General features: G+C 57.4%; 12 protein-coding genes and 5 pseudogenes. 8 read left to right on the top strand and 9 right to left on the bottom strand.

From position 1 onward, the window contains the following. Positions 1-210: adenylate/guanylate cyclase domain-containing protein (locus tag ACPYOJ_RS32245; protein WP_481419882.1), on the top strand; the 210-nt coding region annotated here is incomplete at its 5' end. 165 nt (positions 211-375) lie between these two features. Here the strand turns inward: ACPYOJ_RS32245 and ACPYOJ_RS32240 are convergent. The 4 genes and pseudogenes from ACPYOJ_RS32240 to ACPYOJ_RS32225 all read right to left on the bottom strand — a co-directional run. Next, positions 376-762 (bottom strand): annotated as a pseudogene (locus ACPYOJ_RS32240) (MmgE/PrpD family protein); the annotation flags it as partial. A gap of 658 nt (positions 763-1,420) precedes the next feature. After that, a pseudogene (locus ACPYOJ_RS32235) lies at positions 1,421-1,546 on the bottom strand (IS6 family transposase); the annotation flags it as partial. A 102-nt stretch (positions 1,547-1,648) separates the two neighbouring features. After that, positions 1,649-2,227, bottom strand: a pseudogene (locus ACPYOJ_RS32230) (IS6 family transposase); the annotation flags it as partial. Positions 2,228-2,479: 252 nt separating this feature from the next. After that, complete coding sequence (locus tag ACPYOJ_RS32225) at positions 2,480-3,058, bottom strand: hypothetical protein (protein ID WP_481419881.1); 579 nt, start codon at positions 3,056-3,058, stop codon at positions 2,480-2,482. 148 nt (positions 3,059-3,206) lie between these two features. Between ACPYOJ_RS32225 and ACPYOJ_RS32220 the strand changes: the two genes are divergently transcribed. Both ACPYOJ_RS32220 and ACPYOJ_RS32215 read left to right on the top strand, forming a co-directional pair. After that, positions 3,207-3,422 (top strand): hypothetical protein, encoded by a 216-nt coding sequence (locus ACPYOJ_RS32220; RefSeq protein ID WP_481419880.1) that lies wholly within the window; start codon positions 3,207-3,209, stop codon positions 3,420-3,422. Between the two features lie 81 nt (positions 3,423-3,503). Continuing rightward, positions 3,504-3,788, top strand: a complete 285-nt coding sequence (locus ACPYOJ_RS32215) for a hypothetical protein (RefSeq protein WP_481419879.1) — start codon at positions 3,504-3,506, stop codon at positions 3,786-3,788. A 233-nt stretch (positions 3,789-4,021) separates the two neighbouring features. Here the strand turns inward: ACPYOJ_RS32215 and ACPYOJ_RS32210 are convergent, their stop codons facing one another. Then, the gene (locus tag ACPYOJ_RS32210) at positions 4,022-4,231 is read right to left on the bottom strand and encodes a hypothetical protein (protein ID WP_481419878.1); all 210 of its coding nucleotides are present in this window, start codon (positions 4,229-4,231) and stop codon (positions 4,022-4,024) included. Between the two features lie 61 nt (positions 4,232-4,292). Between ACPYOJ_RS32210 and ACPYOJ_RS32205 the strand changes: the two genes are divergently transcribed. After that, complete coding sequence (locus ACPYOJ_RS32205; protein ID WP_481419877.1) at positions 4,293-4,706, top strand: hypothetical protein; 414 nt, start codon at positions 4,293-4,295, stop codon at positions 4,704-4,706. Between the two features lie 463 nt (positions 4,707-5,169). After that, positions 5,170-5,370 carry a hypothetical protein gene (locus ACPYOJ_RS32200; protein ID WP_481419876.1) on the top strand — a complete coding sequence of 67 codons (201 nt, stop codon included), beginning with the start codon at positions 5,170-5,172 and terminating at the stop codon, positions 5,368-5,370. 154 nt (positions 5,371-5,524) lie between these two features. On the opposite strand, the gene ACPYOJ_RS32195 is transcribed toward ACPYOJ_RS32200, so the two are convergent. Further along, a complete protein-coding gene (locus ACPYOJ_RS32195; protein ID WP_481419875.1) occupies positions 5,525-5,782 on the bottom strand; it encodes a hypothetical protein in 258 nt (85 codons plus the stop codon). Positions 5,783-7,148: 1,366 nt separating this feature from the next. Here ACPYOJ_RS32195 and ACPYOJ_RS32190 point away from each other — a divergent pair. The 3 genes and pseudogenes from ACPYOJ_RS32190 to istB form a co-directional block, all read left to right on the top strand. After that, a pseudogene (locus ACPYOJ_RS32190) lies at positions 7,149-7,348 on the top strand (hypothetical protein); the annotation flags it as partial. Positions 7,349-7,961: 613 nt separating this feature from the next. Then, positions 7,962-9,396: pseudogene (istA, locus tag ACPYOJ_RS32185) on the top strand (IS21 family transposase). Between the two features lie 11 nt (positions 9,397-9,407). Further along, positions 9,408-10,190, top strand: coding sequence for an IS21-like element ISRsp2 family helper ATPase IstB (gene istB, locus ACPYOJ_RS32180; RefSeq protein ID WP_481419874.1), 783 nt, complete (start codon positions 9,408-9,410; stop codon positions 10,188-10,190). A 46-nt stretch (positions 10,191-10,236) separates the two neighbouring features. Here istB and ACPYOJ_RS32175 read toward each other — a convergent pair whose 3' ends face one another. The 3 genes from ACPYOJ_RS32175 to ACPYOJ_RS32165 all read right to left on the bottom strand — a co-directional run bounded on the left by ACPYOJ_RS32175 (position 10,237) and on the right by ACPYOJ_RS32165 (position 11,111). Continuing rightward, positions 10,237-10,542: a DUF1488 family protein gene (locus ACPYOJ_RS32175; RefSeq protein ID WP_481419873.1), complete on the bottom strand. Its 306-nt coding sequence runs from the start codon at positions 10,540-10,542 to the stop codon at positions 10,237-10,239. Between the two features lie 68 nt (positions 10,543-10,610). Then, positions 10,611-10,868 (bottom strand): hypothetical protein, encoded by a 258-nt coding sequence (locus ACPYOJ_RS32170; protein WP_481419872.1) that lies wholly within the window; start codon positions 10,866-10,868, stop codon positions 10,611-10,613. Positions 10,869-10,964: 96 nt separating this feature from the next. Beyond that, positions 10,965-11,111: a hypothetical protein gene (locus tag ACPYOJ_RS32165; protein WP_481419871.1), complete on the bottom strand. Its 147-nt coding sequence runs from the start codon at positions 11,109-11,111 to the stop codon at positions 10,965-10,967. Between the last annotated feature and the right edge of the window lie 608 nt (positions 11,112-11,719).

The raw sequence follows: 11,719 nt of genomic DNA, 5'->3' as shown, positions 1-11,719 counted from the left end.
CCAGATCCGGTTTTTGCCAGCTTGCAATGCGGACTCGACATGGTGACAGCATCACGTCGCATCGAGCCCAAATGGGAGGTGCGAGTCGGCGTTCATTTCGGTCCAGTTGTGGCGGGAATCATCGGGCACCGGCAATTCGTGTTCGACCTGTGGGGCGACACGGTAAATATGGCCTCCCGGATCGCAGCCCATGCTAGCCCTGCACTGTAGCGACCAGCGGGGCCACGTGGCACGCATTCGCGAGCGGGGTCGCGGGCGCTCCCTGGGCTTCGTAGAAATCAAGGGCAAGGGTCGGATCGAACTGATCGAATGCCAGGAACTTCGTTGAGGGAACCGGAACAATCCTAGCCACCTGCCAGCGGCAAGCGTCGCCGTGGGATGCCACCCCTTGTCGTAGCGATGGAAGTTGACGGCCCGGGCGATCCGCGTCTCGGTTTCGAACCCGGTCAGGAATGCGAGGAGGAAGTCGCGCCCATTCCCTCCCCGACCCTCGGCAAGGGCCTGAAGGGCGGCAAGCACCGGCGCAGTCGGATGACCGCCCATGGCAATGTTGACGTCGTCGAAGTCCAGAGCATGGGCCGACGCGCCGTTGATCAGTGCTGCCGAGAGCAGGTCGAGCTTTTCGGTTCTTCCGTACAGGGAGATCGTGCCGCGGCTGGTGAGGCCTGGCGTGGCGCATGTTGGGTTAAGCCTCGCGGTGGTGCAGAGGCGGTGTGTGTATTCAGCCTTGACGGTAGTCGCTACCGCACCGGGACCTTGCAATGCTTTCAGTGTTCTAGCCGTTGGGATTGCGTGGCGTGGTTTGCTGCTTTGCCCCTCCTTACCCTTTGGAAGGCCGCGCAATCCCAAATCATCAATTGATGACTTGATGGCCCCGGTTGGCGCTCTAACTATTTTAGGGCTGTTACCCAAAGCACGGCCATGATGGCCACGGCGCCATTCAAGATCCAACCTACCCCGGCACCGTGGTCAGAGACCCGACCGCGCGGCAGCCAACCTGTTCAACAATGCGAAGACGAATACCGGTGCCGTGCGGTCTGTTGCCCGTACAGGTTCGGGAGACGTCAATGAGTGAGCCTGATCGCTATTCTGGAAAACCGCCGAAACGCAGCATCGGAATATGGATACTGATTGCGATGGGAGTGTTAGCGCTTCCTGTAGCGTGGCTGTTCGGCTTCGTGGCTAGCCTTGCTTTAACCGGTTTTTTGGTGCGGGGGTACGGTAGCAGACCGAAGAGCGACCTTATTTGCCGTGTCAGGCATAAAAACGTACTGTTGTTAATCGGTCTCATAATTCAACCGGGTGCCCGGCCGATTGGGAGACAATCTGCTCTTACCTTAATGTGTAGAAAAGCAGGGACCTCGAGGGTTGTGCTGCAAATTCTAGAATGCGCGCACGATCCGGCGGGTTCTGCCCCTTTTCAGAGTACAGCAGCCAGGATATCGAACTGCTCGGCAAGCGATGGGGCTGGGTTACAGGCGTAACGCGCTTGCCGTTTGCGCATCATGTGAATCATCTCAATGCCTGCAAGCGTAGCAGTCGCGCTAGAGCGGTTCAGCTTTTCACGGAATCGCGGAACCGCTTTATCTCTTTGTTTTTACGCAATTCCGGACGGAAAACCGCTGCGCACTTTTCCTGGAATTGCTCTGGCGAAGGACTTGAAGCCGAGCATTGGCCTGACACGCCGCTTGATCCGCCGGTGATCCTGTTCGATGCGGTTATTCAGCTATTGGCTCTGCCGGATGCGGATCGGCTTCAGCCTGCGCCGCGTGCGATCCTGCAAGCGGCTTGTCGTATCGCAGGAAACGAGGGCTTCCCTGTTGGTTTGGCTGCCATCGATGACGATACGTTCGGGTCGGCCGTGGCGGTCGAACGCCTTCCTAAAGAAGCGCTTGGCAGCCGACAAGTCCCGATGTTCGCTGAACCAGAACTCGACGGTGTCACCGACGCTGTCGATGGCGCGATAGAGATACATCCATCGGCCCCGAACCTTGATGTAAGTCTCGTCGGCATGCCACTTTCCAGTAACGGCACGCTTGCGTTGGTTGAAGCGCTCTATCAGCAAGGGCGAGGAATGCACGACCCGGCGATGGATCGTTGAGTGGTCGACAAGGATGCGGCGTTCGGCCATCATTTCCTTCAGATCCCGCAGGCTCAGGCCCTTAGCCAAATGCCAACGCACGCACAATAAAATCACAGACTGATTGAAGTGGCGGCCTTTGAACATTCGAAATCCTCCGGAAAATACGGGAGATCAATGCCACGGCAACTGTAACTGACAAGTTTGCAACGGAACCCTTCGATCCGGTGATCTAGCCCTAATTGATTATTGACGAGCAGGCATTACCAGAGCTTTGATTTTCGTGCTGTAGCGTCAAGCACAGCACCGCGCCACGGCATCCGGTCGGCGCCCCGACCCGGAGAAGTGGTACGCGACGGGGCTCGCCATTCTGACACGTTTGGGCGAGCCCTGGTCGTATTAAGGCCGAACAATCGGCGTTCTCCACAAGGTCTTGTTTGCCCTTCCTTGAGCATCATCGAGCTTGCTGCTCAACACCTCGACGCGGGTCGCGACCTTGTTGATACTCTCGATCGCGGTGTCTAGTTTCCCCCCGAGGGATTCCACGACGCGATCCACGCGCGCGTTTGCCGCCTCGATCCCTTTCTTGTTTTCCGCCGTCGCCTCCAGAGCTCTCGTCACTTGGAATGGAAGCCGCGGTATTTTGCGATACCTGCTGGTGGGTGTCGTCGAGAACCTTCTGCGTCCGTTCCTGAGCATTTTGAATATCGGCGATATCTCGGTCGAGGCTGACCCATACCCCGCCGATGATGAACGCGTTGACAAGAGGGGCGCCGCAGCCCGCGCTTGCTGGGCAAGGATAACGTCCTCCAGCATCCCGCTTGCTTCTATCTCGTCAGGATTGAGCGTCAGCAGCCATGCACGGCGCTTAGCGTTATTTCGGCCTTGCCGACGCTGCTCCATTTCCCAAGCCACAACGGACGCTTTGCGAAGGAACAGATCAGTCCAGAAGAACAGGAAGCCGAAAAGCTTGACCATCACATAAACCACGCGATGAGGCAGGCCACAGCAATCAAGCAGAGCCCAGCCAGGAGAATCCGTTCAGTGCCCGGGGTCATTTTCCATCCTAAGCATTCTGAAAACTTGTCACGGCGCCCTATCTCACTCTCAAGCAAGGGAGGCTCGAATGAGATTCTATGTTTACGCCGTTCACACGGACGAGACGCGAAACCGTCTGCACGAAGTCTTTGACAACAGCGCTGACGCCGAGGCGCTGGAGAAGCATTTGCAGAAGCAAATTCGACCCGGTGACAATTACTTCGTTACCATGCTCGCTGCTGAGAACGTCAATGCGAGGATGAAGGCGGACGAGATGCGCCCATCGCCTCAGCTGAACAGTTGATGGTCTTCAGCTTAGGCATTGACCGCGATCTCATGCCGTACGTTTTCAGGACTGGCACGTTTCACACCTTGGAGAGCCGACATGAGCATGACTGAGCAGGAGTTGAAGCTGGAAGCCCGCCTTTTCGCGATGGAATACATGATCGGCCACACTCTTAGCCGTATCTTGATCCTGCTTGAGACCACCGACGAGCAGTTGGACGTAATGGAAGCTCAAGCGAAAATCACCTTAGGCCAAACCGTATTTCCTGGCGTTGACCCTGCACTTGGCGACATGTTCGCGTCGGAGCTACAGGAAAACATCGAGCGGCTGCTCATGATCACGCGGGATATGAGAGCCATGACGAACAAGAAAATCGGCCTGTAGCGCAATATCATTTTACTGGCCGGTGCGACCTTCGCATTTCCCGATCGAATTTTCTACAAGATGGACCACACCGCATAGCGAGACAGGCGGCAGCAACGGCACAGAGAAGCGTGAGGATCGCGCGTTCTGCACGGGGATTCATAACCACCACCACATCGGCAGCGAGCCCATGACGAAGATCAGCGCCACCAGGATGTAGATGGCCCCAGTCGATAGCCATGCGGATTTCAGGATTAGCCGAGCCACAGCGCATCGTCGATGACCGTATGAAAAAGCCATTCTGCTAACCCGAGCCATACATTGCCGGTGATCAGCGCTACGCCAGCGCCTTGTATGCCGGAGTGCGCGACCAGATGATAAACGCGCAGCGGGCCTGTTTGTTTGGCCTTGGAGAGGGAATCGCCCTGCAGCCAGTGGGCGCCGAGCAGCATCAACCCCAACATGAGAATATTTCGATCATCGTCTCTCAACCTGTGGAGAAGTCGAACAGTGTGCAAAGCGTTAATGCAGACCGGGCAGGCACGAGGTGTTGCTGAGTTGCACTTGCGACTCATGGGTGTTCATCATCAATTGCTGATGCAACCAGCAAAGGAGCCAGCCTTGAGTGAAGAGAACAGCACGCAAAACGAAGTCGTCGTACGAAGTGGCCGGAAGATCGCCGTTGGTTCCGACTGGTGGGACATCCGCGAGAACGACGACCCGGTGAAATTCGCGGACCTGATTACTGAGGCCAGGCAATTCAACGGTGTCGTGTATCTATCGTTCGGTGCCGGCCTCCTCGACGCCAACAACAATGGCATATGCGATGTCGCCTCAAGGCTGCGAATGAGCCTCGGAACAGCTCAGTTTTTGCATAACATACTGGGTGACATGATTTCCGATGCTTTGAAGCCGACAGACATGTCGAAAGCGAATTAGACCCGGCTGACCCACTTTCACGCCGTAAATGAGGGGCGGCTAACCCCGGAGCGGCGGCGCGGGCTCTTCACTCACGAGTGTGGCCATTGTCTTGTCGCCGGGGACAAGCATGATGCCGTGGAATAAACTAGCATTGGCAATACTGCTAAACTGCACTGCGCTCGTTGCCGTTCACCGTCATCTGTCGATGCAACCAGAAGGAAACGCATATGGCTAGATACGCAGTCTATTTGAGACAGCCGGTTGAACAGGCTGGACATCTCACGATCGAAGACAATCGTTCGATGGCCGATTTGGCAAACACACTTCAGAGTGTCGGCTATATCCTCACAGAGGAAGTCACAGCATTGGGTGGACGACCGCTCAGAGGGAAACAGTCCACTATTTTCCTCGGCGACGTAAGCCGGATTCGACCCGAATAGAGAAATGCTCGGGGCAGGCCTGGCAACCTTGGGAGGACCAGATGAGCGAAGAAGACGATGAACTGCTTATGCTGGAGATCAACGCGCTTGCTGACCACGCCGAACAGAACAGGGGCCAGCCAACAGACGTTAAAGCCATGGCTGTCACCATCTGGTCCAACTTTGATAATCTCTCGATCGAAGAGATCGAGGCCAAAGTCAAAGACGTTTGGCGGTTCCGAAACCTCGATTGGGTCGAATGAGAAAACTGTTCCTACCCGAACACATAAAGCAACGCCGCGATGCCAATGAGGCAGAGCACGATTAGAACGAGGCGTACGGCGTCATCCCTAATCGCCGTCACAATGCGAGCAGTGCTCCTCCTACTATTCCGCGGCAAAGTAGTAAGTACACGCATTAGGCCGGCTTGATCGGGATTTTACGGTTTTTTACGGTGGGCTGCTTCGTACTGTCAGCGAGCAACATGATCAATGCATCGCGTTCGGGGCCAAATGGCCGTCGATCGAAAAATGCCGGGAGCGCCATTGTCGTTTCGTGGCCGCCCGACGATGGGTTACCACGGTGAAGGACGAATTCGCTATTGGTGACGTCGTCCGTACCTAGGAACCATCGATCACCATTGGTGCTCGAGGCAAACTCCTTCAGATGTTCCATCTCCTTCTCCTTCTTGAGGAGAAACATAGGGCCCTCAGCCTAGATTGCGAGAAATCTTTACCAAGACTGCTCGATCGGCCGTGGTCCAAGCCGGCGTCCACAAATCGTGCTTGCCAAGGAGTTGCGTCAAATCGACCGTCGCGCCTATTTTGCCGCGCCCGGATGCCCGGTGTTCGAATTCTCCTCGAGGAAGAAGGGTCGATTGCGGCTCTACCGTTCGGCCCGCTCCAGGAGCTGCCGGCGGCGTTCGTTTCGCCAGCGAGCCTGGGCGAGAACATCGGCCCTTACCTGCTCTTTCTGGCCGGTCACTTCGTCGTTGCGCCAGTCCGTCGCGCAGTTCTTCGAAGCTACCGTTATTGACGTGTCTTCTAGGGCGATTTGCGTCACGTCGTCAAAGACCACTGTCGACCGGACGCGGCGTTTTTGGTTCAGAGCGTCGGCGATCGTTTACAATCAGCCTGTACACGCCGTTCGAAAGTTCTTCGAGACATGTCGATTTTCCGCAATAGCGTTCTATCTATAACAGGCGCTGATCGCAGTGTCCCGCGCGTGGTCTGCAGCACGCACAAGGAATCGCGCAGCTGCTCGAATAACCGCCGGTACTATGTGGAGAAGATCGAGCGCGACGTCGTCAACCGGCTCAGGGAGATGTTTCAGACACATCCTGCATCGATGCCTACGTCGAGGAATATAAAGCCGAGAGCAAGCGTATCGCAGCCGAGCGGCGCAACCGAAGACGACGTTCTTGCAATTCTGCCTCGGCTCAAATCGGAACGCAGCCGACTGAAGGCTGAGCTTGAAGCCGAAGAGCCGCCAACGAACGTGGTCGAGATAAGCCGAGGGCAGTCGCGAAGTTCAAGGAAGACATCGAGAGCCTGGCGGAATCCTGAAAACCAGGCGCACAGGGCCCACGATCGAAATGGCGAAGGCCTTCCGGGAAGTGGTCTCGGTCATCACCGTCTACCAGCGGGTAGCCGGGGAGGAATATCGTACGAGATCAAGGGCTGGCTCTCAGGAATAGCCGGCCCAGAATTGTCGGCTGTTCTAATGGTAGCGGAGGACCGTAGTGGTCTTTGTCGCCGACTTGACGATCGAAGTTTGATCGACTTCTGAAATTGGCAGGTAGCGCTTCGACGGTCGATACCTGCCTACCTCAAGTCTGCGCCGGGGCTCCTGTGAATCCAATCGAGAAGAAGCGCGCCCCATGCGACATGGATTGCAACATACAGAAGAGGGCCGCGCGGAGGACAGAGTGGGCTTACTGGATTGGCTTTTTCCAAAAGCGGAAGCAAGTCCAGCGGGTAGCGGTGCTGGATGGCTGCCATCGGAGAACGGTAACCCCACGAGGTCGTATCGCGGGAAGCGATTGACCGTCTTCCCTGCTGACCGCGGATGGCGATGGACGCCCATCACATCGCGTCTGCCCTCCAATGCGAGTTGTCATGGATCGAAGCGCTCGAAGCCGGGAACGAGGAAATTCCCGCAGGTCTGGCTGCCTGGTTGGAAACACTGACACAAGCCCACGAGGCTCTGCCGCCGCCAGAGACGTATCGCGGCAAAAGATCAAAGCTATCACCCGTTAGACGGCGAATCGATCCAACTCATAGATTGCCGCGTTATCCTGAACCTCTCGCAGCCCCTTGTACGACGCGTGCCGTAGCTGATCTCCGCAATGAGCGTCGGCTGAAACCAAACGTACTGGTTCTCGGCGACAGGCCCTTAGTCCTTGAGTGTCTTGGCCGCCGTATTCGCCTCTTGCTGGAGGCGCCTAACCCTCAGTTGCGCGGTCTTCTCATTCCTCGCTGTCACGACGGGGTCGATTTTCGGGTCCTGCCGAGTGCGGGAAAGAAATTGTGTTTGGGTCAACCCGAATTCCGCTTCCGCGCGTTCGCGGCTTTTGCTCATCCGTTCATTCATTGGTGGCTTCCTACTTTTGTGAAGTTAATTGACGACGCGCGTCCCTCCCGCGTTCGGCTATTCAAAATCCGCCGGCTTCAGGACGTGCGGGTTTCGGCAAAGTCCGGACAGGATTTCCGGTAATCTCCGGACACAGTTTTCAGTAATTCCCGGACAGTGATTCCGCTAAATCCCGGACAGTTTCGGGCGGCGGTTTGACGGTTGGTTCGCGGCTGCGCCGTCTTTTTGGTTAGGCCTCTCACGAGAACGTTGAGAGGGGCCGATGCCGAGACGGAAGCAAGCAAGACGAACGACAGTGAGGGATATCCGGACTATTCTGCGCCTGACCCACGAAGAGGGTCTTTCGGTGCGCGAGATTGCCGAGCGGCTGAAGATCGGCAAAAGCTCGGTATCGACGTATTTGCTACGTGCTCGGGAAGCCGGGCTTTCATGGCCCTTGCCGATTGGCCCGGACGAGGATGGAAAGCTGGAGCGACGGCTGTTCGGCCGAGCCGGTCGACCGCCGCGCGATCTCAGCGAGCCGGACTGGGCGCTGGTGGTTCGGGAGCTGAAGCGCAAAGGCGTGACGCTGACGCTTCTATGGCAGGAATATCGCGCCAGCCATCCCGATGGTTACGGCTTCACTGCGAGCAGGTTGCCGCCTTTCGGCAGCGCACGACTGTAGCGTTCCGCAATCGGCACGCGGCGGGCGCCGTGATGCAGACCGACTATGCCGGGCCGACGGTGCCGGTGATCGATCCGACGACCGGCGTCATCCATCCGGCCCAGATTTTTGTCGCGGTGCTGGGCGCCTCCAACCTGACCTTCGCCCATGCCAGCTTTAGCCAGCAGTTGCCGGACTGGATCGACGGTCAGGTGCGTGCTCTGACCTTCTATGGTGGGGTCACCAAGGCAATCGTGTGCGACAACCTCAAATCAGGGGTGGCCAAGGCCCTTTGGTTCGAGCCGACGTTAACTGCGACGTTCGCCGCCATGGCGGAGCATTACGACACCACGATCCTGCCGACACGCAGCAGGAAACCGCGCGACAAAGGCCGGGTCGAAGGCGCGGTATTGATCGTGGAACGCTGGATTCTGGCCCGGCTCAGGAACCGTACCTTCTTCTCGCTTGCCGCCCTCAACACGGCGATTGCCGAATTGCTCGAGGAGTTGAACAATCGAACGATGCGCCACGTCGGCAAAAGCCGCCGCGAACTGTTCGAGGATATCGAGCGGGCAGCATTGAAGCCTTTGCCGGCGGTACCGTTCGAATATGCGGAATGGAAGTCGGCGAAGGTTCACCCGGACTATCATGTCGAGGTTGACAAGACCTTCTACTCGGTGCCGCATCGGCTGATCGGATGCACCCTGCAGGTGCGGCTCACTCACCTGGTAGTCGAGACACGCCAGCCAATCTGATCGGCCGCGCGACCCAGATCGGCCCCAATGCCGCTATCCTGGTCGAACGCATGATGCGCGACAGGCCTCATCCGGAACAGGGATATCGCTCGGCCATGGGCATCCTGTCGCTGGCGCCGCGCTATGGATCACAGCGCCTCGATGCGGCCTGTGAACGAGCGCTCACCATCAATGCCGTCACCTATTCCTCCGTCGCCTCCATCCTCAAATCCGGCCTCGACCGGGAAAGACCGCAGGCGGAACATGCGGCCGCCACGCCTGCGCATACCAATATCCGTGGCCGATCCTACTACCAGTGAAGGAAGCAAGAATGTTAACAAACCCCACCCTCGACCAGTTGCATGCCCTCGGGCTGACGGGCATGGCCGCCGCCTGGCGCGAATTGACCGAGCAGTCCGGCACCAATGAGCTCAGCCGCGATGAGTGGCTCGGCCTGATGCTCGACCGCGAAGTCGCCCTGCGCACCGACAAGCGGATCCGTAACCGGCTCGCCTCCGCCAAGCTACGCTTTGCCCAGGCCAGTATCGAAGATATCGACTTCGCCGCCGCCCGCGGTCTCGACCGGCGCAACACCATGGCGCTGGCCCAGGGGCAATGGCTCACCGCCCATGAGGGCCTGATCATCACCGGCCACACCGGCACCGGCACCGGCAAGTCATGGCTGGCATGTGCCTTCGGCAGGCAAGCGGCAAGGCTCGGTCACTCCGTGCTCTATGCGCGCGTGCCGCGCATGTTCGAGGATCTCGCGCTTGCCCGCCTCGATGGCTCTTTCCCTCGCCTCATCGACAAGCTCACCCGCGTCCAGTTGCTTATCCTCGACGACTTTGGAACACATACGCTCTCTGATCAGCAGCGCTTCCACCTCTTCGAGATTGTCGAGGAGCGTTATCAAAGAAAATCCACCCTGATCACAGCCCAGGTCCCTGTGACGAGCTGGCATGACCTTATTGCCGACAGCACGGTCGCCGATGCCATACTCGACGGCATCGTGCATAATGCCCATCGCATCACGCTGCGAGGCGAGAGCATGCGAAAGCAAAAAAGCGCTCCCCTCTTGACGGCTGCAGAAAACGGCGAAATCAATCAGCCCTGACAGAAACCAGGCTGCCGAGGACCAACCTCGTCAAACTGTCCGGACTTTAGTGAAACTGCTGTCCGGGATTTAGCGGAATTAATGTCCAGCTTTTGCGAAGCGCGCACAGGACGATCAGGTTTTTGGGTTTTGACGTATATACGCGCTGGGCGACATCAAGAATTCTAGCTCGAATCCTGTCAAACGCCGCGAGATAGTCGCGTTCCGATATCGCCGTCTCGCCCGGTCCTTTGGACAATACGTCGATATCCACGAAGAAGCAAATCTCGAACATGCCGTCATGGCCGAGGAAGCGAACTCGTCTGGAGATCTCGTCATAGCTTCTGGCTCTATTGGGAAATTCAATTGCCATGGGAGTACTCTCAATGTTCTCGTGAAACACGCGATGCCAACGAGATCGCAGCGGTCAGCGATCGGTCATTAGAGCTCCGCGTCCTTCGCCAGAGCCGCTTCGATTTCCTGCATAGAAACTCGTAGGCGCTGCCTGGCGCCCGCGCATGTCGTAATGGCCGGTATTTCAAGTTGGGTGTTGGTTCTCCGGAAGGCGGAAAACGATAGGCCTTCGATCTCTTCCTCTTCGACAATCAGGCGGTACGTCCCCGCTTCAAGGGGAACCACCAACGAACTGAGAGCGAAGGGACGGGCGAAAGTTATTTCAGTTTCTGTGGTCCGTTCCATCTTGAATGTGATTCCAGCGTGAGGTGATTTACGGGTCTATCGACAGCCACGGCACCAGCCGAGGCTGTTGCCGTGGGCAGATCCAAAATGGCTGCGCTACCAGAAGACACCTTTGAGCGCGACATAGAGAATGAACGCCAGACTCAGTGCTGGTGTTGATTTGACGAGAAAGTCCATGTAGCGAAACCGCCGCGCGGCTCGCATCAGATTGTCCTTGGAGTAGATAATGGAGGCGGAAGACATGTCGTCCTCCTTTGTTGGGGCTGGAACGCTATCGGCGTCCGCACCCGGCAGCGCCCGTTTCAGAAGCTGCCGATAGCTTACAACTGGTGTACCAACAGAACAATTGCAATGTGCCCCCTGCGTTTCCCCATCTGTCGGAGAGGCGGCGAAAAGGGCGATGACTTAAGAGATGGAAGTCAGCGCTTGAGGCCGGAAGATCAGGGAGAGCCGCGGCAGCCTGGCTGGGGAATGTGGCTGCTGCTGGGACTGGCTATGCTTGGGGCGATTGCCAGCGTAATCGGCAGTCCGGCGGCGCTGTTCCGCCTTTTCGACTAGGCGGCACACGGTGCGTTACTTGAACCGGAACATTAGCGAAAGTTTGAGTTGAGGTATTGGGAGCGTGTGGCAAACCTACTTTTGTCTCTTCCTTTCCCTTGGATGGTTCCGAGGTCCTCTGGATCAGATGTGCCGCGCCATTTAGTGCGAGCACATGACGCAAGCGATTAGCGCGGGATGCGCCTTAGCATCTTCGAAAGATACCGTCTGCTTTGCTACCCACGAAGGCGCATGGTCCGGCCTCCAGCAGTCATCATTACGGGCGCTGCTGTTTGAGGGCCGCCAGACCCTAG

It is taken from the genome of Rhizobium sp. SVR5-9E (assembly GCF_056755095.1).
The sequence above is the reverse complement of the archived record's forward strand: the minus strand, read 5'-3'. Positions and strand labels throughout refer to the sequence as shown.